Annotated in this window: 23 protein-coding genes; 19 read left to right on the forward strand and 4 right to left on the reverse strand. The window is 60.2% G+C overall.

What is annotated here, in order from left to right; genetic code table 11:
• Positions 1–129 precede the first annotated feature (129 nt).
• The 14 genes from mnmG to mgtE all read left to right on the forward strand — a co-directional run bounded on the left by mnmG (position 130) and on the right by mgtE (position 13,279).
• Positions 130–2,034, forward strand: coding sequence for a tRNA uridine-5-carboxymethylaminomethyl(34) synthesis enzyme MnmG (mnmG, locus tag MQW23_RS09695; RefSeq protein ID WP_252107843.1), 1,905 nt, complete (start codon positions 130–132; stop codon positions 2,032–2,034).
• Positions 2,031–2,696 (forward strand): 16S rRNA (guanine(527)-N(7))-methyltransferase RsmG, encoded by a 666-nt coding sequence (gene rsmG, locus MQW23_RS09700; RefSeq protein WP_252107844.1) that lies wholly within the window; start codon positions 2,031–2,033, stop codon positions 2,694–2,696. The genes mnmG and rsmG overlap by 4 nt, the downstream gene beginning before the upstream one ends.
• On the forward strand, positions 2,696–3,463 hold the full coding sequence (locus tag MQW23_RS09705; RefSeq protein ID WP_252107846.1) for a ParA family protein: 768 nt from the start codon (positions 2,696–2,698) through the stop codon (positions 3,461–3,463). Before rsmG ends, MQW23_RS09705 begins: the two co-directional genes overlap by 1 nt.
• 43 nt (positions 3,464–3,506) lie before the next feature.
• Positions 3,507–4,436: a ParB/RepB/Spo0J family partition protein gene (locus tag MQW23_RS09710; RefSeq protein ID WP_252107848.1), complete on the forward strand. Its 930-nt coding sequence runs from the start codon at positions 3,507–3,509 to the stop codon at positions 4,434–4,436.
• A gap of 258 nt (positions 4,437–4,694) precedes the next feature.
• Positions 4,695–5,090, forward strand: a complete 396-nt coding sequence (locus MQW23_RS09715) for an ATP synthase subunit I (protein WP_252107849.1) — start codon at positions 4,695–4,697, stop codon at positions 5,088–5,090.
• Positions 5,091–5,102: 12 nt separating this feature from the next.
• Positions 5,103–5,930 (forward strand): F0F1 ATP synthase subunit A, encoded by an 828-nt coding sequence (atpB, locus tag MQW23_RS09720; protein ID WP_252107850.1) that lies wholly within the window; start codon positions 5,103–5,105, stop codon positions 5,928–5,930.
• Positions 5,931–5,999: 69 nt separating this feature from the next.
• The gene (gene atpE, locus MQW23_RS09725; RefSeq protein ID WP_252107852.1) at positions 6,000–6,227 is read left to right on the forward strand and encodes a F0F1 ATP synthase subunit C; all 228 of its coding nucleotides are present in this window, start codon (positions 6,000–6,002) and stop codon (positions 6,225–6,227) included.
• 76 nt (positions 6,228–6,303) lie between these two features.
• Positions 6,304–6,774, forward strand: coding sequence for a F0F1 ATP synthase subunit B (locus MQW23_RS09730; RefSeq protein WP_252107853.1), 471 nt, complete (start codon positions 6,304–6,306; stop codon positions 6,772–6,774).
• Positions 6,775–6,785: 11 nt separating this feature from the next.
• Positions 6,786–7,319: a F0F1 ATP synthase subunit delta gene (locus tag MQW23_RS09735; protein ID WP_252107854.1), complete on the forward strand. Its 534-nt coding sequence runs from the start codon at positions 6,786–6,788 to the stop codon at positions 7,317–7,319.
• Between the two features lie 16 nt (positions 7,320–7,335).
• Complete coding sequence (gene atpA / locus MQW23_RS09740) at positions 7,336–8,880, forward strand: F0F1 ATP synthase subunit alpha (RefSeq protein WP_252107855.1); 1,545 nt, start codon at positions 7,336–7,338, stop codon at positions 8,878–8,880.
• A 68-nt stretch (positions 8,881–8,948) separates the two neighbouring features.
• Entirely contained in the window at positions 8,949–9,836 is an 888-nt protein-coding gene (gene atpG / locus MQW23_RS09745; protein ID WP_252107860.1) for a F0F1 ATP synthase subunit gamma, read from the forward strand.
• A gap of 68 nt (positions 9,837–9,904) precedes the next feature.
• On the forward strand, positions 9,905–11,284 hold the full coding sequence (atpD, locus tag MQW23_RS09750; RefSeq protein ID WP_252107862.1) for a F0F1 ATP synthase subunit beta: 1,380 nt from the start codon (positions 9,905–9,907) through the stop codon (positions 11,282–11,284).
• Positions 11,285–11,308: 24 nt separating this feature from the next.
• Positions 11,309–11,737, forward strand: coding sequence for a F0F1 ATP synthase subunit epsilon (locus tag MQW23_RS09755; RefSeq protein ID WP_252107863.1), 429 nt, complete (start codon positions 11,309–11,311; stop codon positions 11,735–11,737).
• 156 nt (positions 11,738–11,893) lie between these two features.
• On the forward strand, positions 11,894–13,279 hold the full coding sequence (gene mgtE / locus MQW23_RS09760; protein ID WP_252107869.1) for a magnesium transporter: 1,386 nt from the start codon (positions 11,894–11,896) through the stop codon (positions 13,277–13,279).
• 9 nt (positions 13,280–13,288) lie between these two features.
• On the opposite strand, the gene MQW23_RS09765 is transcribed toward mgtE, so the two are convergent.
• The gene (locus MQW23_RS09765; protein ID WP_252107877.1) at positions 13,289–14,482 is read right to left on the reverse strand and encodes a cation diffusion facilitator family transporter; all 1,194 of its coding nucleotides are present in this window, start codon (positions 14,480–14,482) and stop codon (positions 13,289–13,291) included.
• 233 nt (positions 14,483–14,715) lie between these two features.
• Between MQW23_RS09765 and MQW23_RS09770 the strand changes: the two genes are divergently transcribed.
• From MQW23_RS09770 to nhaD, 5 genes are all read left to right on the forward strand, one after another.
• Positions 14,716–15,516: an undecaprenyl-diphosphate phosphatase gene (locus MQW23_RS09770; RefSeq protein WP_252107882.1), complete on the forward strand. Its 801-nt coding sequence runs from the start codon at positions 14,716–14,718 to the stop codon at positions 15,514–15,516.
• A 28-nt stretch (positions 15,517–15,544) separates the two neighbouring features.
• Entirely contained in the window at positions 15,545–16,675 is a 1,131-nt protein-coding gene (locus MQW23_RS09775) for an FAD:protein FMN transferase (protein WP_252107884.1), read from the forward strand.
• A 1-nt stretch (position 16,676) separates the two neighbouring features.
• On the forward strand, positions 16,677–18,044 hold the full coding sequence (gene glmU / locus MQW23_RS09780) for a bifunctional UDP-N-acetylglucosamine diphosphorylase/glucosamine-1-phosphate N-acetyltransferase GlmU (RefSeq protein ID WP_252107885.1): 1,368 nt from the start codon (positions 16,677–16,679) through the stop codon (positions 18,042–18,044).
• Between the two features lie 34 nt (positions 18,045–18,078).
• Positions 18,079–19,905, forward strand: a complete 1,827-nt coding sequence (gene glmS, locus MQW23_RS09785; protein WP_252107887.1) for a glutamine--fructose-6-phosphate transaminase (isomerizing) — start codon at positions 18,079–18,081, stop codon at positions 19,903–19,905.
• A 142-nt stretch (positions 19,906–20,047) separates the two neighbouring features.
• Positions 20,048–21,514, forward strand: coding sequence for a sodium:proton antiporter NhaD (nhaD, locus tag MQW23_RS09790; RefSeq protein WP_252107889.1), 1,467 nt, complete (start codon positions 20,048–20,050; stop codon positions 21,512–21,514).
• 102 nt (positions 21,515–21,616) lie between these two features.
• On the opposite strand, the gene MQW23_RS09795 is transcribed toward nhaD, so the two are convergent.
• From MQW23_RS09795 to MQW23_RS09805, 3 genes are all read right to left on the reverse strand, one after another.
• A complete protein-coding gene (locus MQW23_RS09795; RefSeq protein WP_252107891.1) occupies positions 21,617–22,234 on the reverse strand; it encodes a CBS domain-containing protein in 618 nt (205 codons plus the stop codon).
• Between the two features lie 98 nt (positions 22,235–22,332).
• Positions 22,333–23,721 (reverse strand): ATP-binding protein, encoded by a 1,389-nt coding sequence (locus tag MQW23_RS09800; RefSeq protein ID WP_252107893.1) that lies wholly within the window; start codon positions 23,719–23,721, stop codon positions 22,333–22,335.
• Positions 23,718–24,395, reverse strand: a complete 678-nt coding sequence (locus tag MQW23_RS09805) for a response regulator transcription factor (RefSeq protein ID WP_252107895.1) — start codon at positions 24,393–24,395, stop codon at positions 23,718–23,720. Before MQW23_RS09805 ends, MQW23_RS09800 begins: the two co-directional genes overlap by 4 nt.
• Between the last annotated feature and the right edge of the window lie 6 nt (positions 24,396–24,401).

Consider the following 24,401-nt stretch of genomic DNA (forward strand, 5'->3'; position numbering starts at 1 on the left):
TGACAAACCGAGGTGTGGAAAAACCTGACTGTTATTCACAGGAGGTTTATACTGGCGGGCTTATCGAGGCGAGCCTCGTTCTCAAACGATCGATCGGCGCTTTTTGGAAGGGCCAAGTTGAGGTGTCAATTGAATTACCCCGACCGCTTTGACGTGATTGTCATCGGCGGTGGCCATGCGGGAACCGAAGCCGCACTGGCCTCTGCTCGCATGGGTTGTCAAACCCTGCTGCTCACTCACAACATCGAAACCCTGGGCCAAATGTCGTGTAATCCCGCCATCGGCGGTATCGGCAAAAGCCACCTGGTGAAAGAAATCGATGCGCTGGGCGGCGCCATGGGGCTTGCCACTGACCTGGGCGGTATTCAGTTTCGCGTGTTAAATGCCCGCAAGGGGCCCGCGGTGCGCGCCACTCGCGCTCAGGCCGACCGGGTACGCTACAAGGCAGCCATTCGCGGCATGCTCGAAAACCAGCCGAACCTGACAATCTTTCAGCAGGCGGCGGGCGATCTGGTTGTGGATAACGACACCGTGCGCGGCGTCGTCACCGAAACCGGCATCCGCTTCATGTCCGAAACCGTCGTGCTCTCGACCGGCACGTTTTTGGGCGGTGTGATTCATATCGGGCTCGACACCAGCCGAGGCGGCCGTGCAGGCGACCCGCCTTCCAACGCGTTGGCCGAGCGCCTGCGGGCGCTGCCGTTTCGCGTCGATCGACTAAAAACCGGCACGCCACCGCGCATCGATGCCAAAAGTGTGGATTTTAGCCAGCTCGAAGAGCAGCCCGGCGACACGCCAACGCCGGTCATGTCCTATCTGGGCTCGCGCGACATGCACCCGCGCCAGGTGAGCTGCCATATCGCGCATACCAACCAGCGCGCTCACGACATCATCATGGCGAATCTCGATCGCTCGCCGATGTATTCCGGCGTGATCGAAAGCACCGGGCCGCGCTACTGCCCGTCGATCGAGGACAAGGTTCACCGTTTCGCGGACAAGTCGAGCCATCAGGTGTTCATCGAGCCCGAAGGGTTGGACACCAACGAGCTTTACCCCAACGGTATTTCCACCTCGCTGCCTTTTGACGTTCAGCTTCAGGTAGTACGCTCGATGAAGGGGTTGGAAAACGCCCATATCACGCGCCCGGGCTACGCCATCGAGTACGATTTCTTCGATCCGCGGGATCTCAAGCACTCGCTGGAAACCAAATTTATCCACAATCTGTTTTTTGCCGGCCAGATCAACGGCACCACGGGGTACGAAGAGGCCGGCGCCCAGGGACTTTTGGCCGGGCTCAACGCCGCCCGCCGGGCGAAGTCGCTCGAATCCTGGCACCCGCGCCGCGACGAGGCGTATCTTGGCGTGCTGGTTGATGACCTGATCACCATGGGCACCAAAGAGCCCTACCGCATGTTCACCTCGCGCGCGGAGTATCGCCTAATGCTGCGCGAGGACAACGCGGATCTGCGCCTGACCGAAAAAGGCCGCGAGCTTGGACTGGTCGATGACGCACGCTTCAAAGCGTTTAGCGAAAAGCGCGAGGCGATCGAGCGCGAAAGCGCACGCCTTGCATCGGTATGGGTCCAGCCCAACACCGCCGCCGCCGAAAAAGTCGCTGAGAAAACCGGCCATCCGCTTAATCGCGAGTACTCGCTGGCGGATCTTCTCAAGCGCCCGGAGCTGACCTACGCCGATATCGCAGCGCTTCCCGGCCTTGAAAGCGAGGCGGTGCAGAGCGGCGCCGTGGCCGAACAGGTGCAGATCCACGCCAAGTACCAGGGCTATATCGACCGCCAGCAGGACGAGATCGACAAGCTCAAGCGTCATGAGAACACGCCGCTGCCGGCAGAGCTCGACTATCAAAAGGTCGAGGGCCTCTCCAACGAGATTCGTCAGAAGCTCATCGAGGCCCGCCCGGCAACCCTGGCCCACGCGGCGCGTATTTCCGGCGTGACCCCGGCGGCGGTTTCAATTTTGCTGATCCATCTGAAAAAACGCCGCATGATCCAAAGCGCCGAGGTAGCGAACGGATGAGTTCGCTGTCCCCGCTTTTGAATGACCTGCCCGTTGACGTCGCTACCCGGCTGGATGACGGCCTCGATACCCTTGGTCTCGAGGTTAGCGCTTCCCAGCGCGAGCGGCTTTTGGGGTTGGTGGCGCTGTTGCACAAGTGGAACCGGGCTTATAACCTCACCGCGGTGCGCGATCCGGTCGAGATGGTCTCTCGTCACGTACTGGACAGCGCCGCCATCGCGCCTTTCGTGCACGGCGATACGCTGCTCGACGTCGGCGCAGGCCCGGGCCTTCCTGGCCTGGTCATTGCCATTTTGAAGCCCGAGGTTCAAGTCACGCTGGTCGACAGCAACGGCAAGAAGGTGCGCTTTCAGCGCCAGGCGGTCATGGAGCTTTCGATCGACAACGCGACCCCGACCCAGGTACGGGTCGAAGCCTTTGGCGAGCGGACCTTCGATCAGGTCGTCTCCCGTGCGTTTGCAAGCCTGGTCGACTTTGTCGAGCTGACCCGAAAGCTCGTGGGCCCCGGCGGGCAGTGGCTGGCCATGAAAGGCCCCGGCGCCGACGATGAACTCAGTGCACTTCCCGCCGATATCGCGCTGACAGCGCGGCATCGGCTGCCAATCCCCTATGAGACGGCGACCCGGCAGCTGTTGATTTTGACCCCTGAAGGAGCCTTGTAGTGAGCCAGATCATTGCCCTGACCAACCAAAAAGGCGGCGTGGGCAAGTCCACCTCGGCCGTCAATCTCGCGGCGAGCCTGGCGAGTCTCGACCGCCGCGTGCTGCTGGTGGATCTCGACCCCCAGGGCCACGCCAGCATGGGTAGCGGAATCGACAAGTACGATCTGGACAAGAGCGTGCTGGACGTGCTGCTCGGTGAGGCCAGCGCTCATGAGGCGATCATCAAGAATTTGCCTGTCAACTTTGACGTGTTGCCGGGTAACGGCGATCTCACCGCCGCGGAGGTCGAACTTCTGGATCGCGACGAGCGCCAGAGTCGGCTCTCCACCGCGCTCAGCACGGTGGCCGAGAACTACGATGTGGTGCTGATCGACTGCCCGCCATCGCTCAATATGCTCACCGTCAACGCGCTGACCGCTGCCCAAGGCGTGCTGATTCCGCTGCAGTGCGAGTTCTACGCCCTCGAAGGGCTGTCGGCGCTTTTGGATACCGTCGAGCAGATCAAGGAGAGCGTCAATCCGGAGCTCGCGATTTCCGGTATATTGCGCACCATGTACGATAAGCGCACGAGCCTGACGCGGGAAGTGGACAAGCAACTGCGGGACTTTTTCGGCGATGCGCTGCTTAAGACCACCATTCCGCGCAATGTGAAGGTGGCCGAGGCGCCGAGCCACGGCCTGCCGGTCACCCACTACGCGCGCTTTTCGCGGGGAAGCCAGGCGTATCGCGTGCTCGCCAAAGAGATGATTCGCAAGCTGGCACTTTAGCGCCTGACGGCCGGGTATTGACTCAACGTTTAAGGGGAAGCGCATGACGCGTAAACGCGCGCTAGGACGTGGCCTGGACGCCCTCATCGGAGCGGGCGCACGTCGTCGTGACAGTCTGGATCTCACCAGTGAGGAAACGTTTGAAAGCGTCGATACAGCGCCGTCGAGCGTCGTCGTCGAGGCCGCCGACAGCGAGCGTCTCGAGCGTTTGCCGCTGGGCCAACTGAGCCGCGGCAAGTACCAGCCTCGCCGCGATATTCAGCCCGAAGCCCTTGAGGAACTCGCCGACTCGATCCGTGCCCAGGGCGTGATGCAGCCGATCGTCGTGCGCCCGGTGGGCGAGTCTCGCTACGAGATCATCGCCGGCGAACGGCGCTGGCGCGCCGCGCAGCTCGCCGAACTCGACGTTATCCCCGCGGTCATTCGTGACGTCAGCGACGACGTTGCGCTGGCACTTGCCCTGATCGAGAACATACAGCGCGAGAACCTCAACGCGGTGGAAGAGGCGATCGCGCTCAAGCGCTTGGGCGACGAGTTCGAACTCACCCAGCAGCAGATCGCCGATGCGGTCGGCAAATCGCGCACCCAGGTAGCGAATCTCTTGCGGCTTTTGAGCCTGGATAACGAGGTGCAGACGCTTTTGGAGCGCGGCGATCTCGATATGGGCCACGCCCGCGCGCTTTTATCGCTCACCAGCGCCCAGCAGCGCCGTATCGCTCACGAGGTGGTCAACAATGACCTGACTGTGCGCGCCACCGAAGCGCTGGTCAAAAAGCTTGGCAGCGATGAAGCCGCCAAGGCCGTGCCCAAACGCTCGAACAAGACCGCAGACGTTACGCGGCTCGAAACCCAGCTTGGGGAGTTGCTCGGCGCGCCGGTGTCGATCGACCACGGCCAGCGCGGCAAGGGCAAGGTGACCATTCGCTACACCAGCCTCGAGGAGCTCGACGGCATTCTCGGGCACATCAAATAGCGGGTTGGCTGAATAAATAGCAGGCTCATTAAATGGCCACACGTTAGCCCCTTTTTTTAGCGCTTTGGTCGCAACTGCGCGCGTAAACCCGCAAATTAGACGCAACTTCGGTTGAAGGTGCGATAGCGCTTCCCTATAATCGCGCAAGATTTGTGCAGGTTGTTCGCAGTAACGGAACGGCAAAGAGTAAAACAGCGGACGCCACGGCTTCAGCCTTCGATGCTGACACGCGAGTGCCGAGGGGTTGGGCCGGGGGCTATGCAGCGATTCGAAACGCAGCGGCGCAGAACCTATATCGTTCAGCTCACGCTCGCTCAGTTAGCCATCATGCTGCTCGGCGCGGCGCTTGCGTACCCGGCGGCCGATGTGTCCGGCAGCATTTCTGTGCTGACCGGGGCGCTGGTGGCAATACTGCCACAGGCATTTTTCATACAGCGAATGGGGTTTCTTCGCACTCGTGGCCGCAGAGCCGGCTCCACGCACCTGCTGCGCGCCGAGGCAGGCAAGTTTGGTTTGACGGTGGCACTTTTCACGCTGGTTTTCGTGGCAGTGCCTCCCTCAAACCCTACTTTATTTTTTAGCGCTTATGTTGCGGTGATACTGACGCATTGGCTGGCGCCCTGGTTAATGCTGAAACGCCGTACAACTGATTGAGGTGACATCTCCATGGCCGCAGGTAACGAAGTCTCGACGACTTACTATATCCAGCACCACTTGCAGAATCTGACCTTTGGTCATCATCCGGTCAACGGCTGGTCGCTGGCGCATAGCGCCGAAGAGGCGAGCGAAATGGGCTTTTGGGCGATCCACCTGGACACCATGGGCTGGTCGATCGCGATGGGCCTTCTGTTCGTCTGGCTGTTCCGCAAGGCGGGTAAAATGGCGACCACCGGCGTGCCGGGCGGCCTGCAAAACGCCGTCGAGATGGTGTTCGAGTTTGTCGAAAACATGATTCAGGGCGCCTTCAAGGGTCATAACCCGTTGATTCCACCGCTGGCACTGACGCTGTTCGTGTGGATTCTGTTCATGAACACGCTGAAGATCATCCCCGTCGACTTCTTCCCGGTGCTGTTCGCTAAGCTTGGCGTCGATTACATGAAAATCGTACCCACCACCGACGTCAACGCTACTCTCGGCCTGGCGCTGGGCGTGTTCGGTTTGATCCTCTACTACAGCTTCAAGGTGAAGGGCGTGGGCGGTTTTGCTCGCGAGCTTTCGCTGACCCCGTTCAATCACTGGCTGTTGATTCCCTTCAACCTGGTGCTCGAAATCGTATCGCTGCTGGTCAAGCCGTTCAGCCTCGCGATGCGTCTGTTCGGCAACATGTTTGCCGGTGAAGTGATCTTCATCCTGATCGCCATGCTGCCCTTCTGGGCCATCTGGGTGCTGGACGTGCCGTGGGCCATCTTCCACATCCTGATCGTCACCCTGCAGGCTTTCATCTTTACCGTTTTGTCCGTGGTCTACCTGAGCGCCGCTCACGAACACCACTGATCTCAAGATCCACCCTTAACTTCAACCCTCAACCTCAACCTTCAACTTGAAAAAACCAGGAGCATTACCATGGAAATGATCTACATTGCTGCTTCCATCATGATCGGTCTGGGTGCACTCGGCACCGGTATCGGCTTTGCCATCCTCGGCGGTAAGCTGATTGAGTCTACCGCTCGCCAGCCGGAGCTTGGCGACCAGCTGCAAACCAAAACCTTCCTTATGGCGGGTCTGCTGGATGCGGTACCGATGATCGGTGTTGGTATCGCGATGTACCTGATCTTCGTTGTTGCCGGTTAATCAAACCTGACCGGGCGCTTCAACGCTCGGTTTTGTTTTACCCCGGTCGCCACGAACTTGTCAGAGGTACAGTCCTGTGAATATCAACATGACGCTTATCGGGCAGACGATCGCCTTTGCGATCTTTGTCTGGTTTTGCATAAAGTACGTGTGGCCTCCGATCAGCAACGCGCTTCACGAGCGCCAGAAGAAAATTGCTGATGGTTTGGACGCAGCCAGCCGTGCAACACGCGATCTCGAACTTGCCCAGGAGCGCTCCGAGCAGACGCTCAAGGAGAGCAAGGAGCAAGCCTCACAGATCATCGAGCAGGCCAACAAGCGCTCTGCCCAGATGATCGAAGAGGCGCGGGAACAGGCGCGAGCCGAAGGCGAACGTATCGTTGCAAGCGCCCGCTCGGAAATCGAGCAAGAGGTCAACCGCGCGAAAAGCGAGCTTCGTGCTCAGGTGTCTCACCTCGCGATCATCGGCGCTGAGCGTATTTTGCAAGAGTCGGTCGACGAGAACGCACATCGCAAGTTGCTTGATGAGCTTGCCGCCGAACTGTAAGGAGGTGACCCATGGCGGAATTACTGACCGTCGCTCGTCCTTACGCCAAGGCGGCGTTTGAATACGCGCGTGACCAACAGGCGTTTGATAGCTGGTCCCAAACGCTGAACTTTCTAAGCGTTGCGGTCGCCGACGACACCCTTCGCCGGGTGCTTGGCAGCCCCAAGGTGTCTAGTGAGCAAAAGGTCGAACTTCTGGGCGACCTGCTGGCGGAAAAGCCCGACGGCCTTTCACGTTTTTTGACGACGCTGGCCGCTCAGGGGCGCCTCATGGCCCTGCCCTTCATCGCCGATCAGTTCGAGCGCCTGCGCGCTGAACACGAGGAGCGTGTCGAGGTGCTGGTCACGTCGGCCTATAAGCTGACGGCGCCGCAGAAAACCAAGTTGGCAAACGCGCTTAAAAAGCGTCTGAATCGCGAAATCTCCATTACTACTCAGGTAGACAAGTCGCTCATCGGCGGTGTCATCCTGCGTGCCGGCGACACCGTCATTGACGGTTCGGTACGCGGTCGATTGAACCGCCTTTCTGACGCGCTCACCGCTTGAGTCCGAGGGACATGGCATGCAGCAACTGAATCCTTCCGAGATCAGCGACATCATCAAGCAGCGTATCGAAAAGCTTGACGTCGCATCCGAAGCCCGTAATCAGGGCACCATCGTCACCGTTTCCGACGGTATCGTGAAAATTCACGGCCTCGAAGACGCGATGTTTGGTGAAATGATTGAATTTCCGAACTCCGTGTTCGGCATGGTACTCAACCTGGAGCGCGACTCCGTGGGTGCCGTCGTACTGGGTGACTACCTGCTCCTCGAAGAGGGCATGACCGCCAAGTGCACCGGTCGCATCCTCGAAGTGCCGGTGGGTCCGGAGCTGGTTGGCCGCGTGGTCGACGCGCTCGGTAACCCCATCGATGGCAAGGGCGACATCGACGCCAAGATGACCGACGCGGTCGAGAAAGTAGCACCTGGCGTCATCACGCGTCAGTCCGTCGACGAGCCGATCCAGACCGGTCTGAAGTCGATCGATTCCATGGTGCCGATCGGTCGCGGTCAGCGTGAGCTGATCATCGGCGACCGTCAGATCGGTAAGTCGGCGATCGCCATCGACGCGATCATCAACCAGAAAGGTAAGGGCGTGACCTGTGTCTACGTCGCGATCGGTCAGAAGCAGTCGACCATCGCCAACGTGGTACGCAAGCTCGAAGAGCACGGCGCGATGGAGCACACCATCGTGGTCGCGGCCGGCGCTGCCGACCCGGCGCCGATGCAGTTCCTCGCCGCCTACTCCGGCTGCACCATGGGCGAGTACTTCCGCGACCGCGGCGAAGACTCCCTGATCGTCTACGACGATCTCTCCAAGCAGGCCGTGGCGTATCGTCAGGTATCGCTGCTGCTGCGCCGTCCGCCGGGCCGTGAAGCTTATCCGGGTGACGTGTTCTACCTCCACTCGCGTCTGCTCGAGCGCGCCGCGCGCGTTAACGCCGACTACGTCGAGAAGTTCACCAACGGCGAAGTGACCGGCAAGACCGGCTCGCTGACCGCACTGCCGATCATCGAGACCCAGGGCGGCGACGTCTCCGCGTTCGTTCCGACCAACGTGATCTCGATCACCGACGGTCAGATCTTCCTGGAAACGAACCTGTTCAACTCGGGCATCCGCCCGGCGATCAACGCCGGTTTGTCGGTATCTCGTGTTGGTGGTTCGGCTCAGACCAAGATCATCAAGAAGCTTGGCGGCAGCGTGCGTCTGGCATTGGCCCAGTATCGTGAGCTGGCGGCGTTCTCGCAATTCGCATCAGATCTGGACGAAGCCACGCGCAAGCAGCTCGAGCACGGTCAGCGCGTCACCGAGCTGATGAAGCAGAATCAATACTCGCCGATGTCCGTGGCTGAAATGGCGCTTACCCTGTACGCCGCCAACGAAGGTCATCTGGATGATGTCAGCGTCGACAAGGTGCTGGATTTCGAGCGTGCCCTGCACGACTACATGAAGTCCGAGCACTCTGACCTGATGGACAAGATCAACCAGACCGGCGACTACAACGACGAGATCAAAAACGGCTTGAAGTCGGGTCTCGAACAGTTCAAGGCGACTCAGAGCTGGTAATGGTCAGCCCGCCTTCAAAGGGCGGGCTTCACTACTTTTTGAGAGCCACGAACGAAGGGTAGATCGCTATGGCAGCTGCAAAAGAGATACGCACCCAGATCGGGAGCATTAAAAATACGCAGAAAATCACCAGCGCCATGGAAATGGTCGCTGCGTCGAAAATGCGTAAAGCACAAGATCTGATGAAGGCTGGCCAGCCCTACGCACGACAGATTCGCAACGTGGTCGGCCACATCGCTGACGCCAATCCCGAGTACAAGCACGACTACATGGTCGAGCGCGAGGTGAAGCGCGTTGGTTACATTGTGGTGTCCACCGACCGCGGTCTGTGCGGCGGTTTGAACGTCAACCTCTTCAAGGCCGTGCTGAAAGACGCCGCCGCCTGGAGAGAGGAAGGCGCTGAGCTGGACTTCTGCGCCCTGGGCTCAAAGGCCGGCGCCTTTTTCCGTAAGTACGGCGGCAACCTGGTTGCGGCGAAAAGCGGATTGGGTGAAAAGCCGACCGTCGAGGGTCTGATCGGTAGTGTCAAGGTCATGCTCGAAGCGTACGACGAAGGCCGTCTTGATCGTCTATACGTGGTGTACAACGAATTCGTCAACACCATGACGCAAAAGCCGGTGGTTCGTCAGCTCCTGCCGCTCTCATCCGACATGGGTGAGGACGCCGGACATGACAACGAAGAAAACGCCCGTCCCGGAAGCTGGGACTACCTGTATGAACCGGATGCCAAGGCGTTGCTGGACAGCCTGCTGATTCGCTTTATCGAATCCCAGGTGTATCAGGCGGTGGTCGAAAACGGTGCGTGCGAACAGGCCGCCCGGATGATCGCCATGAAGAGCGCGACCGACAACGCGGGTAATTTGATCGACGATCTGGAGATGGTCTACAACAAGGCCCGCCAGGCCGCCATTACCCAGGAAATTTCCGAGATTGTCGGCGGCGCTTCAGCCGTATAACGCCTTTGGAGCCGCCCGCCGGCTCAAGGCAGACAGGTTTCATTTGCAGGTTTTAAAGAGGAACCAAGATGAGCGGACGTATCGTACAAATCATCGGCGCGGTGATTGACGTAGAGTTTCCGCGGGACTCTGTGCCCAAGGTCTACGACGCGCTGAAAGTCTCCGATAAAGAGACCATCCTCGAAGTCCAGCAGCAGCTGGGCGACGGCGTGGTGCGCACCATCGCCATGGGCTCCACCGAGGGCCTCAAGCGTAATCTGGACGTGACCAACACAGGGGCCGCAATCTCCGTGCCGGTCGGTAAGGAGACGCTGGGCCGGATCATGAACGTGCTCGGCGAGCCGATCGACGAAGCCGGCGAGATCGGTGAAACCGAGCGCATGCCGATTCACCGTAAAGCGCCGAGCTACGCCGACCAGGCCGCTTCCAACGAGCTTCTGGAAACCGGCATCAAGGTCATCGACCTGGTGTGCCCGTTCGCCAAGGGCGGTAAGGTCGGCCTCTTCGGCGGCGCCGGTGTGGGTAAAACCGTCAACATGATGGAGCTTATCCGCAACATCGCCACCGAGCACAGTGGCTACTCCGTATTCGCCGGTGTGGGTGAGCGTACGCGTGAGGGTAACGACTTCTATCACGAGATGACTGAATCCAACGTTATCGACAAGGTATCGCTGGTGTATGGTCAGATGAACGAGCCGCCGGGTAACCGTCTGCGCGTGGCGCTGACTGGCCTTACCATCGCGGAGAAATTCCGTGACGAAGGCCGCGACGTTCTGCTGTTCGTCGATAACATCTACCGCTACACCCTGGCGGGTACCGAGGTATCGGCGCTTTTGGGTCGTATGCCGTCCGCGGTAGGTTACCAGCCGACGCTGGCCGAAGAGATGGGCGTTCTGCAGGAGCGTATCACCTCGACCAAGAACGGCTCGATCACGTCCGTACAGGCGGTTTACGTCCCCGCGGATGACTTGACCGACCCGTCACCGGCGACCACCTTCTCGCACCTGGACGCCACCGTGGTACTGGCGCGCTCCATCGCCGAGCTCGGTATCTATCCGGCGATCGACCCGCTCGACTCTACCTCGCGTCAGCTCGACCCGCTGGTCGTCGGTGACGAGCACTACAACATCGCCCGCGGTGTTCAGGGTGTTCTGCAGCGCTACAAGGAACTCAAGGATATCATCGCCATTCTGGGTATGGACGAGCTGTCGGATGAAGACAAGCTGGCCGTTGCCCGGGCGCGTAAAATCCAGCGTTTCCTGTCGCAGCCGTTCTTCGTGGCCGAGGTATTCACTGGCTCGCCGGGCAAGTACGTGTCGCTGAAAGACACGATCAAGGGCTTCCAGGGCATTCTCGACGGCGATTATGACGATCTGCCCGAACAGGCCTTCTACATGGTCGGCTCTATCGACGAAGCGGTCGAAAAAGCCAACCAGATGAAGAAGTAATCCCGTTCAATAGGGGGATTCGCTATGGCGAATAGCTTCACTTGCAATATCGTCAGCGCCGAAGACTCGATCTTCTCGGGAACCATCGAGATGGTGGTGGCGGCCGGCGTCGTGGGCGATCTCGGTATTCTGCCGGGGCACGCTCCGCTTTTGACCGAGCTACAGCCCGGGCCGGTTCGCGTGTTTCACGACGGTGGCAAGGAAGATCACTTCTTTGTGTCCGGGGGCTTCATGGAGGTCCAACCGGACCACGTGACCATCCTGGCCGATGCCGCCACGCGGGCAAGCGACCTTGACGAAGCCGCCGCCGAACAGGCGCGGGAAGAAGCGCTGAAAGCCTTCAACGACAAGTCTGCCGAGCTCGACTACACGCGCGCCTCGGCAGAGCTTGCCGAAGCCGTGGCCCAACTGCGTACGATCCAACAGCTGCGCAAGAAGGCGGGTAAGGGCTAGAAAGACCGACGCCCTTCGCGCGACGAAAACGCTCCTTGAGCCCATCGGGTTCAGGGAGCGTTTTTTTTCTCTGCTACTATAGGCGCCTACGCGCCGCGTCAAAAAACGCACGGTTATCTTTCATCCTGCCCACTGGGTTTAGTAGAGGAAATGACGATGTCGCTAAACGATGAAACCCTGCAGGCACTGAAAACGGCGCTTCTGGACGCGCTCAACGCCAACCCGGTGCGCCGGGACCTGCTCGCCGGGCGGCTGGCGGAAATCCGCTCAGCGGATATCGCCGAGGTGCTCGAGGAACTTATCGAGGATGACGAGCGGCTGCCGGCAGCGATCGCCATCCTCGATATTCTCTCACCGGAGCGCGCCGCCAACGTGCTGGGCTATCTGCCCGGTGAAAGCCAGCTCGAAGTCGTTGGCGAGCTCTCTGACACCCAGGTACTGAAACTGCTCGAAGAGATGGGCTCGGACGAGCGGGCGGATCTCTTCAACCTGCTGGGTGAGGATCGCCGTGAAGCGCTGCTGCGGCGCATGGCTCACCAGGAGCGCGAGGATCTAAAGCGCTTGGCAAGCTACGAGCAGGGCACCGCCGGCGCCATCATGACCTCGGACTACGTTGCCATCACCAGCGGCATGACGGTCTCCCAGGCGCTGATGCGCGTGCGCCAGACCGCGCCGGACGCGGAGACGGTCTATCAGCTCTACGTGCTGGATAGCGACGGCGAGCTGATCGGCACCATGTCGCTGCGCCAACTGATGGTGGCGCGCCCGGGGGCGGTGGTCGACGACATCATGATCAAGGATGTGATCAGCACCGTCGTGGACCGCGCCCAGGAGGACGTCGCTCGCGTGGTCGCCCGCTACGATCTGCTGGCGCTGCCGGTGATCGACCATGATGGCCGAATGGTGGGCATTGTCACCCACGATGACGCGATGGACGTGGCGGAGTCCGAGGCGACCGAGGATATCCACAAGGGGATGTCGATCGGCCAGCTCGAGGACGGCGTGAGCCGGGTGCCGCTTTGGAGCCTTTATCGCAAACGCGTGACCTGGCTGGTGCTGCTGGTGTTCGCCAATCTCTTCTCCGGGGCGGGCATCGCCTACTTCGAGGACGTGATCGCCGCTCAGGTGGCGCTGGTGTTCTTCTTGCCGCTTCTGATCGGCAGCGGCGGCAACGCCGGCGCCCAGGCCGCGACGCTGATGGTGCGCGGCATGGCGACCGGGGATGTCGGGGTCAAGGATTGGAGCAAAATGCTGGGTCGGGAGCTTCTGGTGGCCGGCTCGCTGGGCCTGACCATGGCAATCGCCGTGGCGCCGATTGGCATCATGCGCGGCGGCGAGGCGGTGGCGGGAATCGTTGCGCTGAGTATGGTGGTGATCGTGCTGTTTGGCAGCCTGATCGGCATGTGCCTGCCCTTCGTGCTCGAGCGTTTCAAGGTCGACCCGGCCACGGCCTCGGCACCGCTGGTGACCACGCTGATCGACGCCACGGGCGTTTTGATCTACTTCAGTATCGCCACCGCCGTGCTGGTCAGCATTAACTAGCCGCGCGGTTTAACGCAGCGCGCTGCTCGCCGCCCGGGTGATGAAGAGAATCTCGACGTGGCCCAGCCACTCGATGTCGCCGGCCATCGCCTTTAGGTGGCTGGCCAGACACTGGGGCGGCTGGTGCACCGGGTCGCTGATGATCAGCGATACCGACACCTTGTTGTCCAGGTAGTGAAGCTGTAGATCATTCAGGGTGCGCCACACCGGGTGTGCGTACCAGCGCTCGTCGAGGGCAGCCTCGACCTCCGGGCGCAGCGGCAGGCCTGGCAGCTTGCTCGGGTCGCCTTCGCCGGCGTCGTCTTCCGGGTCGATGTGGAAAATCACGTCGGTGAGCAGCGGAAATTCGTGGCGCAGCCGGCGGCTCACTTCGTTGCCGATCTCGTGGGCTTCCGAGACGGTGATCGTCGGCCCCACCACGACATGCAGATCGACCATCACCCAGCCCGCGGACTGGCGCGTGCGCAGGTCGTGCACGCTGTCCACGCCGGGCACGCTGCAGGCCACGTCGTGCATCTGGCGCTGCACCTCCTCAGGAAGCGCGGTATCGACGAGCTCGCGAGCGGACTGCCACAGAAGATCCCAGCCCACCTTGCCGACCAAAAGCCCGACCACCACGGCGGCGACGGCGTCCAGCCAGCCGGCGCCGAACTGCGCGCCCAGAAGCGCTACCAGTACCACGGCGGTGGAGAGCGCGTCGCTTCGCGAGTGCCAGGCATTGGCTTCAAGCAGTTTCGACTTCACCTCCTTCGCCACGCGCATGGTGTAGCGAAAGATCCACTCCTTGCTCAAAAGCGCGGCCACAGTGATGGCGATCGCAACCGCTCCCGGCGCGCTGACGCCTTCGCCGTTTAAAAGCCTGTCGACGCTCGACCAGGCGATCGCCCCGGCGACAAAGATCAGGACACTGCCCAGCAGCAGCGTAGTCAGCGTTTCGATGCGCCCGTGGCCATAATGGTGGTCGTCGTCCGGCCCTTGGCGGCCGTAGTGGATCGCCGTGAGCACGAAGCCGTCGGTGACCAGATCAGACAGTGAGTGGATGCCGTCGGCAATCAGCGCCGCCGAGCCGACCAGATAGCCAACCGCCACTTTCACGATGCTTAAAAGCGCGTCGAGCCAGGCGCCCACGTAGGTCACCCGCTTGGCTTTTTGGTGGTCGAGCGCGTGGTTTTGAACCACTGGCGATTCTACGGTCTGAGACATGGGTTCCCTGCCGGGGCTTGCACGATCAATAGGGCTCTATTGTAGCGCATCGCAGCGTCATCCATACCCCCGAACGTTTGTTCACTTGATGTTACAAAGCGGACAAATATCGAGAGGATGTGTATTCTTGCAATCCGGTCAGGGCCACATCGAAGAGGTCTTGTCTGAAAAGCGTGGCCGCTCGCCGGCTTTTCAGACAGCACCCGAATAGCGTAATACGAACAGGATTATTCATGGATTGGCTTCAAGTAGTGGTGCTGGCGGTCGTACAGGGGTTGACCGAGTTTCTACCCGTTTCGAGTTCGGCCCACCTCATTTTGGTTCCCGTATTGACCGACTGGGATGACCAGGGCTTGGCGTTCGACGTTGCGCTGCATCTGGGTAGTCTCAGCGCGGTGGTGCTCTATTTTCGCCGCGAGCTTTGGCAGATGGTGACCAGTACGTTCGCCACGCTGGGCGGCAAAGGCATCAATCGGGACGCGACGCTGGCGCTTTGGGTGGTGGTGGCAACGCTTCCGGTGTGCGCCGTTGGGTTTGTGCTTCAAGACATTGTCGAGGCGAACATGCGCTCGACATCAGTCATTGCCGTGAGTCTTATCGTATTCGGACTGCTGTTGGGCTACGCCGACATGAAAAAGCGCGGTGAGCGCTCGGAGTACGACATGCGCCTAAAAGATGCGCTTATCATCGGCGCCGCTCAAGTGCTTGCGCTCATCCCCGGCACCTCGCGTTCAGGCATCACGATTACCGCCGCGCTGATGGTAGGCATGGGCCGTGAGGGGGCTTCGCGCTTTTCGTTTCTACTCTCCATTCCCGTGATCGTACTGGCCGGCGGGCTCGAAACTTTCAAGTTGATCAGCGCGCCAGTATCGGTCGACGTCACCGCCATGTTTTGGGCGACCCTGCTCTCCGGCGTCAGCGCCTATCTCTGTATTCACTACTTTTTAGCGGTGATTAGAAAGTTGAGCATGCAACCCTTCGTGATTTATCGCGTATTATTTGGCCTTTGGCTTTTATGGTTCTTTTACTTTTAGTCGCCCAGCGTTTTCGAAGGGATCCTGCATGAACATGACTTCGCCGAGCGCGAACCGAACCGCGCGCTACCTTCCTCTTGTGCTGCTACTGGCACTAGGCCTGTTGGCGGGCTGCTCGGAAAACGACCGGCCGCTCGACTCGCCCGTACGCCTGGAGGGCGGTATCTTTGGCACGTTTTACCAGGTCACCATCGCCGATCCGCTCACCCAAGGCGAGTCACAGGCGCTCGAGGAGGGCATTCTCGCCGAGCTCGAGGATGTCGATCAGGCGATGTCCACCTACCGCGACGACTCGGAGCTGATCGCCTTCAACGGTGCCCCGCTCGACGAGTGGCAGCCGCTCTCCAACGAGCTGATCGAAGTGATGGCAATCAGCCAGTCGGTGGCCGAGACGAGCAACGGCGCCTTTGATATCACCGTTGGGGAACTGGTCAATCTTTGGAGTTTCGGCCCCGAGGCGCGGCCCCAGGAAGTTCCTTCCGACCAGGAGCTCGAGGAGCGCCTGGCGCGCATCGGCTTCGATGCCGTCGAGGTGGATACGCAGAAAATGCAGGCGCGGCGCGTGCGCGACGTTTTCGTCGATCTCTCCGGGGTGGCCAAAGGCCATGCAACGGACCGGGTCGCGGCGTATCTCGACAAGGAAGGCATCGACAACTACCTGGTCAACCTGGGCGGAGACCTGATCGCCCGCGGCCACCGCGTTGCCGCCGAGCAGGAACCCTGGCGCATTGGCATCGAGGTGCCCCGAGATGGCCGTCCCCAAGCGCAGCACATCATTCCGCTGGAGACGCTGTCGGTGGCTACCTCCGGTGACTACCGTAACTACTTCGAAGTGGACGGGCAGCGCTACGCCCATACCCTGGACCCGCGCACCGGGCGCCCGGTCACCCACAGCCTGGCTTCTGTATCGGTGTTCCATCCGTCGAACGCCTGGGCGGATGCTTGGGCCACCGCGCTTTCGGTGGTGGGCGAGGACGTCGGCATGCAGATGGCCGTCGACAACGACCTGAGCGTGCTGATGCTCGTCAACGACGACGAAGGGCAGTGGCAGAGCGTGGCGAGTCCTGCCTTCGTCGACTACTTCGGTGAAGACCTTCTTCAAACGCTCGGCGTCGATGTATGGAACGCCGAGACGACACCCGCCGCAACAGGTGAATAACGTGCAAGAACTCGATATCGTCATTCTCGCCGCTGGCAAGGGCTCGAGAATGCGCTCGCAAACGCCCAAGGTGCTTCATACGCTTGCCGGCAAACCTCTGGTCCAGCACGTACTGGACAGCGCCTTTGCGCTTTCGCCTACGCGTACCCACGTGGTGATCGGCCACGGCGCAGACCAGCTGCGCAACGCGCTTGAAGGCCAGAACGTGAGCTTCGCCGTTCAGGCCGAGCAGAAGGGCACCGGCCACGCCGTCGCCCAGGCCCAATCGCAGTGGGGAAGCGGCAAAGTGCTGGTGCTTTACGGCGACGTGCCCTTGATCCAGACCGACACCCTGCGCGCGCTGCTCGACCAGGTCGACGATACCCACATGGGGCTTTTGACAGTCACGCTTTCTGATCCCACCGGCTACGGGCGCATCAAGCGCAATGAGCAGGGCGAGGCGGTGGCCATCGTCGAGCAAAAGGACGCCAGCCGCGACGAGCTCGCCATCACCGAGTGCAACACTGGCATCATGGCGATGACCAGCGAGCAGCTTTCGCGCTGGCTGCCGAAGCTCTCGGACCAAAACGCCCAGGGCGAGTACTACCTGACCGACGTGATCGAGCTTGCAAGTAACGAGGGCACCCGGGTCTGCACCGCCCAGCCACAAAGCGCCCTCGAGGTCGAAGGCATCAACAATCGCGCCCAGATGGCGCGGCTCGAGCGCGCCTATCAGTCTCAGCTTGCCGAGGCGTTGATGGAGCAGGGCGTAGCGCTGGCGGACCCGGCACGGCTGGACGTGCGCGGCTCGCTCACCTGCGGCGAGGACGTGTTCATCGATGTGGGCTGCGTGTTCGAAGGAAAGGTACGTCTGGAAAAAGGCGTACGCGTTGGGCCCTACAGTGTGATTAAAAACAGCACCCTTGGCCCCGATAGTACGATTGACAGCCATAGTGTGGTAGAGGATACCGTAGGGGCTGGCGATAACCAGATCGGCCCCTTCGCCCGGCTACGCCCGGGAACGCGGCTGGCGCGGGGAGCCAAAATTGGCAACTTCGTCGAGACCAAAAACGCCGAAGTCGGTGAAGGCAGTAAAATCAATCATTTGAGTTACGTAGGCGATGCGCGCTTGGGCCGCGGTGTGAACGTGGGCGCTGGGGTGATCACCTGCAATTACGATGGCGCCAACAAGCATCAAACCGTTATCGAGGACGATGCGTTCATCGGCTCCAACAGTGCTCTTATCGCTCCGGTGCTGATCGGCGCGGGCGCTACGGTCGGCGCCGGCTCGACGGTGACGCGCGATGTCGATGACCACTCGCTGGTGCTGGCACGCAGCCAGCAAACCCAGAAAACGCCCTGGTCACGTCCGGCCAAGAAAACGTCATAAACCTTTTACTGCCCAAAACGCCCAGGAGTGAATCATGTGTGGCATCGTCGCAGCGGTTGCACAGCGCAACGTACAGGAAATTTTGCTGGAAGGTCTTAAGCGCCTGGAGTACCGGGGCTATGACTCCGCCGGCATGACGGTGCCAAACGGCGGTCAGCTAAACCGCCACCGCGCGGTCGGCAAGGTGGCCGCACTGGCACAAAAACTCGAGCGCGAGCCACTGCCCGGCACCTTCGGCATTGCCCACACCCGCTGGGCCACCCACGGCACGCCCGTCGAGGCCAACGCTCACCCGCACCATAGCAGCGACCGGGTCGCCGTGGTGCATAACGGCATTATCGAAAACTTCGAGTCGATCAAGCACCGCCTCGAAGGCGACGGCTACACGTTCCAGTCGCAAACCGATACCGAAGTGATCGCTCACTTGCTCGACGAGCGGGTCGAGGGCGGCGCCAGCCTTTATGAGGCGACCCGGCAAATCGTCGCCCAGCTTGGCGGCGCCTACGCACTGGGCGTGGTGTGCGCGGCGGAGCCGAACGTGGTGATCGGCGCCCGCCAGGGGAGTCCCCTGGTGGTCGGCGTGGGCATTGACGAGGCGTTTCTCGCTTCGGACCCGATGGCGCTTTTGCCGGTGACCGACCGCTTCATCTATCTCGAAGAGGGCGATCTGGTGGTGCTTCGCGAGCGCGGCGAGATTGAGGTGGTCGACCGCGACGGGCAATCCGTCGATCGCCCGGTTCAAACCTTCGAGCACGGCGACGGCGTGGCGAGTAAGGGCGAATACCGCCACTACATGCTCAAGGAGATCTTCGAGCAGCCCGGGCTGATCAGCGCGGCGCTGGAAGGGCGCCTGAGCGCCGACAGTGTGCTGGTCGAAAGCTTCGGGCCCGAGGCGCTGTCGCTGTTCAAGGCCACGCGCCAGATCCATATCGTCGCCTGCGGTACGAGCTATCATGCCGGCATGGTCGCGCGCTACTGGCTCGAACGCTACGCCGGCGTGCCGGTTCAGGTGGAAGTCGCCTCGGAGTATCGCTACCGCTGTCCGGTGGTGCCGGAGGATACGCTGTTCGTCACGCTCTCCCAGTCCGGCGAAACCGCGGACACCATGGCGGCGCTGCGCTTTGCCAAAACGCTTGGCTATGTGGGAACCCTTGCGATCTGCAACGTGCCGGGAAGCTCGCTGGTGCGCGAATCCGACGTGGCGCTGATGACCCGTGCCGGCCCGGAGATCGGCGTGGCCTCGACCAAGGCGTTCACCACGCAACTGGTGGCGCTGATGCTGCTGACGCTGTCGGTGGCGAAGGTCAAAGAGCGGGGCGACTACCGCGATATCGTCGAGGTGCTGCGCGCCCTGCCCGAGCTCTGCCAAAAAGTGCTGGCGCTGGATAGCCAGATCGAGACGCTCTCCCAGGCCTTTGCCGAGAAGCACCACGCGCTCTTTTTAGGTCGCGGCGCCCACTACCCGGTGGCGTTGGAAGGCGCGCTCAAGCTCAAGGAAATCTCCTACATCCACGCCGAGGCGTACCCGGCCGGTGAGCTCAAGCACGGGCCACTTGCGCTGGTGGACAGCGAAATGCCGGTGATTTCAGTGGCGCCCAACGACGATCTGCTCGAAAAGCTCAAGTCGAACCTGCAGGAAGTGCGCGCCCGCGGCGGTCAGTTGTTCGTCTTTGCCGACGAGAACGTGGGCATCAAGCCCGAAGAAGGCATCGAGGTGCTGACGCTGCCCCACGTGCACGAAGCGCTGGCGCCGCTTCTCTACACGTTACCGCTGCAGCTTCTGAGCTATCACGTGGCGGTACTCAAGGGCACCGACGTCGACCAGCCGCGTAACCTGGCCAAAAGCGTCACCGTCGAATAACGTTGCAAAGATTCACAAATTGGGCTTTGCAAGACGCGGTCAATTGTCGCATCGTATGCGCAACCGCTGCGTTGCAACACGTCATTAGTGTGCTTATCATTCGGCGGTGTCTCTCCACCTAAACGCCCAGGATCTCGCCGCCATGACTCCATCAAACGCCCTCGCAGCCCGGTGCTCCAACCGCCGGGGTGCCTGGCTGTTGATTTCGTTTGTGCTTCTCGCTTTTCCCTCGCTCGCCTTCGCCGCCCCCGGCCCTATCGATCTCACCACGTCCGCTGCCGGTATCACTGCCGTTTTGCTATTCATCCTCGCTTATGCGTTGGTGATGTCCGAAGAAATCATCCACATGCGCAAGTCCAAGCCCGTGCTGGTCGCGGCGGGGCTGATCTGGGCGATCGTGGCCTGGGTTTACGTGCAGGCAGGCATTCCCGAGGCCTCGGAGGAGGCGTTTCGCGAAACGCTTTTGGAATACACCGAGCTTCTGCTGTTCCTGCTGGTGGCGATGACTTATATCAACGCCCTCGAGGAGCGCCGGGTGTTCGACGCGCTGCGCGCCTGGCTCGTGCGCAAGGGGTTTAGCTACCGCAGCCTTTTCTGGATCACCGGTTTTCTCGCCTTCTTCATTTCGTCGATCGCCAACAACATGACCACGGCGATGCTGATGTGCGCGGTGGTACTTAAGGTCGCCGAAGGCGATAACAAGTTCATTGGCCTTTGCTGTGTCAACGTGGTGGTCGCCTCCAATGCCGGCGGTGCCTTCAGCCCGTTTGGCGATATCACCACGCTGATGGTGTGGCAGGGTGGTCAGGTGCCTTTCATGGGCTTTTTCGTGCTGCTGGTGCCGGCGATCATCAACTTCATGGTGCCCGCCACCATCATGAACTTCTTCATTCAGAACCGTCAGCCCGCCGCACTCACCGAAAACGTCTGGCTCAAGCGCGGCTCACGGCGCATCATCGCGCTTTTCCTGCTGACCGTGGCGATCTCGGTGCTGTGCCATTCGGTGCTTTACCTGCCGCCGGCGATGGGCATGATGTTCGGTCTAGGGCTTTTGCAGTTCTTCGGCTACTACCTGCGCCGGAGCCTGCCGCGCTCGCTCGAGCGCAAGCGTGAGCGCTACTCGCGCCGCGGCGATTGGAAAAAGCTCGAGCAGTTGGGAAGCGTCGTGCCCTTCGATATTTTCAGCCGTATCGCCCGTTCGGAGTGGGATACGCTGCTGTTCTTCTACGGGGTCGTGCTGTGTGTAGGCGGTTTGGGCTTCATGGGCTATCTCGCGCTTCTCTCCGAGACGCTCTACGGCGGCTGGAACCCGGTTTGGGCCAACGTGGTACTGGGGCTGATCTCGGCGGTGGTGGATAACATTCCGGTCATGTTCGCCGTACTCTCCATGGCACCGGACATGTCCGAGGGCAACTGGCTGTTGATCACTCTGACCGCCGGCGTGGGCGGAAGCCTGCTCTCTATGGGCTCGGCGGCGGGTGTGGCGCTGATGGGCCAAGCCCGCGGCATCTACACCTTTGCGGTGCATTTACGCTGGGTGCCGGCCATTTTGCTCGGCTACGCCGCGAGTATCGGCGCGCATCTGTTGATCAACGCGTCGCTGTTCTAGGCTCGCAAGCGTTAGACGTATGGCGTTTAGCCAAACGAAAACCGCCCTCGAATGAGGGCGGTTTTTTTGTTCGGCAAATTTGTTCGGCAAAACTGACGGGTCTTATAGATCGTGGCCGGTGATGACCTGGCAGATATCGGCGAAGCTGCTGGCCATCGGGATGGCGGAGCTCGATACCTTGCTGTTCGCGCCCTTGCCGATAGCGTTTTGAATATCGGTCACCGAGATCAAACCACGAACGCTCAGCGCGTGCTCGGCGTTTTGCTCGGTGATCAAGAGGTGCTGCTCGGTAAAGCTCTCCATGGAGAGAATTAGGTCCTGAATGCTCAAGGATTCCAAGTGCTCCAGCGGCATGGCGCTGAGCTTCTCCCAGGGCGTCATGATCATTTCGGCGGTGACTTCCTCGCGGTCGATCTGGCGCTGCTGCATTGCCAGGTTCACGCGGCGAGTGCCGATCACTTCCTTGGAGGTCAGTACGCCGATGCAGTGGCCTTCCGGGTCGATCACGAACAACAGCCGAACACCGCCATGACGCATTTTTAGGTGCGCGTCGTTGATCGGCATATCCGAGGCCACCGACTGCGGGGCGATCTGTTTGAAATCGGTCAGAAGCTCGATAGCCGGGCTGTCCGGGGTCAGTTCTTTCACGGCGGGCGTGGTCAGAAACGGGGTTTGGCCGAACTGGACAAGGGGTTTGGGTTTGCGAACCATCAGATTCATGGCGGTACCTCTAGTGTAAGGGTGATCAAGCAGCCAAGCCTGTTTCGTAACTTAAGATTTGCAGCTAATTCTTATCAGAACCTTAAGGGGATAAAAAACTATTCTGAGAATGCATGACGCTTGAGCATTACGTCAACGCGTAACCCGCCGCTGGGAGCATCACCTAACTGTAATGTACCGCCATGGCGAATAACCAGTCGCTCAACGATTGAAAGCCCTAACCCAGACCCGGCGCTAGGGCCTGAACGTTGAAATCGCTCAATCACTTTATGACGCTCGTCGGCTGGTATACCTGGCCCCTGATCATCCACTATGAGCTGAAAACCTTGAGGCGTGGCCGACAGAGAGATGCTAATAGTACTCTGGTTAGGCGAGTGCTGAATGGCATTGCCGACCAGATTTTGTATCAGGGTTTCGATCGCACCGGGTTCTTGCAGATTCAACCATTGTGCTTTCTCATCCGCGTCTAATAGTAGCTGCTGTTGGCGCTCTGCGGCCAAGGGTGAAAGCTTGGCTAGCGTTTCACGCACTTCACTGAGTATGTTGGTAGAGCGGTACTCGAGCTGAGGTTCCTCTTCAGGCTCCAGACGCGCCAGCGTTAATAGCTGGGTAACCAGGCGTGTGGCTCGGGCAACACCTCCGCGCAAATGAAAGAGCGCCTCCTGGCGATCTTCAAAATTGCCGGCAGTCAATGCATTCTGGGCATGCAGGTCAAGTACTGCCAAGGGCGTGCGAAGCTCATGGGCGGCATCGGCAATGAAGCGCTTCTCGCGAACGCGCATAAGACGAATACGCTCCAGTAAGCGGTTAAGCGCACCAGCGATCGTATCCAATTCCTGGGGTAACCGACTTAGCGTCAACGGTTGCAAATTATGTGCATCACGACTGCGTATCTGCTCGGCCATACGGGATAGTGGGGCCAGCCCCCAACCAATGGACCACCACAGCAGAATAACAAGGAGTGGCAGACCAATCAGGTCGGGCAATAGAGTTCGAAGTGCTACTGCTCTGATTAATTCACCTCTTACGTCTTCGCGCTCGCTAACTATCAGGCGCTTTGAGGAATTGGGCACATTCAGAACATACATCCGCCAATCGTATCCTTTCACGGTTAGCGTCGAGTAGCCCGTGGTCTGTTGGGAAATCGGTGTTTCAGGGGCTGTCGCGGAGCGCAAAAGCAGCCGGTCATCTTCCCATAGTTGAAAGGCCAGTTTGCTCTCATAGCGGTGGCCAGCAAAACGCTTGTCGGATTGACGAGCGCGTTCCAGGGCGTTTTCCAGGCTACTCAACAGCACCGTACGATCCGCGCCGGACAGCGGAGCCTGCAAAAAGCCTTCCAGCAAACGGGCATTTTGCGCCAAACTGGCGTCATAAAGTTCCTCTACCTCATGGGCAGCATAGCGATAACTGATAAAACCGATCACTAACATACTGGCGCCGAACACGAGTAGTACCAGTCCCAGGGTGCGTTGGCGTATAGACGTCATGCGTCATCCTTTGGCAGTTTATCCATGACATAACCAATACCACGTACCGTTCGGATGACGTCGGTGAATAACTTGCGACGTAAGTGATGGATGTGGACTTCAATGGCATTGCTTTCGACGTCCTCGTCCCAGCCGTAGACCAGGCGGGTCAAGGTATCGCGGGTAAATACTCGGCCAGGATGGCTCATGAACTCCTGAAGCAGGGTCAACTCACGACGCGTAAGGCCGATATCTTGCCCCCGATAACTAACGTTCAGGGTATGGGGGTCCAGTTGAATACCGCGACAACTCAATATACTGCTGAGTTGACCTTGGCTGCGGCGCATTAATGCGCGTAGTCGAGCCTTCAACTCGGCCACTTCGAAGGGTTTGGTCAAATAGTCGTCGGCGCCTGCATCCAGCCCCGCGATGCGGTCGTTCACTGCATCGCGGGCCGTCAGTACCAGAATGGGCACTTGGCTCCCATGGCGCCGGGCTGCGTTCAATACCGTCATGCCATCCATACCGGGCAGACCCAGATCAAGAATCACGGCATCGAATGGTTCCTTCTCTTTAAGCGCATTCAAAGCGGTAGCACCGTCGCTTAGATGATCCACCGTGTAGTGTTCAGGCTTCAAAGCCAAGCGGATGCCCGAGGCCAAACTTGGGTCATCCTCTACCAGCAAGATGCGCATGAGTCC

Origin of the sequence: Halomonas sp. S3-1-1, from assembly GCF_023757625.1 — a bacterium.
Lineage (GTDB): Bacteria > Pseudomonadota > Gammaproteobacteria > Pseudomonadales > Halomonadaceae > Vreelandella.

What these genes read in the sequence shown, in the direction of transcription:
- rsmG (WP_252107844.1), top strand. Translation starts at nt 2,031, where the DNA reads ATGAGTTCGCTGTCCCCGCTTTTGAATGACCTGCCCGTTGACGTCGCT.
- MQW23_RS09710 (WP_252107848.1), top strand. Translation starts at nt 3,507, where the DNA reads ATGACGCGTAAACGCGCGCTAGGACGTGGCCTGGACGCCCTCATCGGA.
- MQW23_RS09715 (WP_252107849.1), top strand. Translation starts at nt 4,695, where the DNA reads ATGCAGCGATTCGAAACGCAGCGGCGCAGAACCTATATCGTTCAGCTC.
- atpB (WP_252107850.1), top strand. Translation starts at nt 5,103, where the DNA reads ATGGCCGCAGGTAACGAAGTCTCGACGACTTACTATATCCAGCACCAC.
- atpE (WP_252107852.1), top strand. Translation starts at nt 6,000, where the DNA reads ATGGAAATGATCTACATTGCTGCTTCCATCATGATCGGTCTGGGTGCA.
- MQW23_RS09735 (WP_252107854.1), top strand. Translation starts at nt 6,786, where the DNA reads ATGGCGGAATTACTGACCGTCGCTCGTCCTTACGCCAAGGCGGCGTTT.
- atpA (WP_252107855.1), top strand. Translation starts at nt 7,336, where the DNA reads ATGCAGCAACTGAATCCTTCCGAGATCAGCGACATCATCAAGCAGCGT.
- atpG (WP_252107860.1), top strand. Translation starts at nt 8,949, where the DNA reads ATGGCAGCTGCAAAAGAGATACGCACCCAGATCGGGAGCATTAAAAAT.
- atpD (WP_252107862.1), top strand. Translation starts at nt 9,905, where the DNA reads ATGAGCGGACGTATCGTACAAATCATCGGCGCGGTGATTGACGTAGAG.
- MQW23_RS09755 (WP_252107863.1), top strand. Translation starts at nt 11,309, where the DNA reads ATGGCGAATAGCTTCACTTGCAATATCGTCAGCGCCGAAGACTCGATC.
- mgtE (WP_252107869.1), top strand. Translation starts at nt 11,894, where the DNA reads ATGTCGCTAAACGATGAAACCCTGCAGGCACTGAAAACGGCGCTTCTG.
- MQW23_RS09765 (WP_252107877.1), bottom strand. Translation starts at nt 14,482, where the DNA reads ATGTCTCAGACCGTAGAATCGCCAGTGGTTCAAAACCACGCGCTCGAC.
- MQW23_RS09770 (WP_252107882.1), top strand. Translation starts at nt 14,716, where the DNA reads ATGGATTGGCTTCAAGTAGTGGTGCTGGCGGTCGTACAGGGGTTGACC.
- MQW23_RS09775 (WP_252107884.1), top strand. Translation starts at nt 15,545, where the DNA reads ATGAACATGACTTCGCCGAGCGCGAACCGAACCGCGCGCTACCTTCCT.
- glmS (WP_252107887.1), top strand. Translation starts at nt 18,079, where the DNA reads ATGTGTGGCATCGTCGCAGCGGTTGCACAGCGCAACGTACAGGAAATT.
- nhaD (WP_252107889.1), top strand. Translation starts at nt 20,048, where the DNA reads ATGACTCCATCAAACGCCCTCGCAGCCCGGTGCTCCAACCGCCGGGGT.
- MQW23_RS09795 (WP_252107891.1), bottom strand. Translation starts at nt 22,234, where the DNA reads ATGAATCTGATGGTTCGCAAACCCAAACCCCTTGTCCAGTTCGGCCAA.
- MQW23_RS09800 (WP_252107893.1), bottom strand. Translation starts at nt 23,721, where the DNA reads ATGACGTCTATACGCCAACGCACCCTGGGACTGGTACTACTCGTGTTC.
- MQW23_RS09805 (WP_252107895.1), bottom strand. Translation starts at nt 24,395, where the DNA reads ATGCGCATCTTGCTGGTAGAGGATGACCCAAGTTTGGCCTCGGGCATC.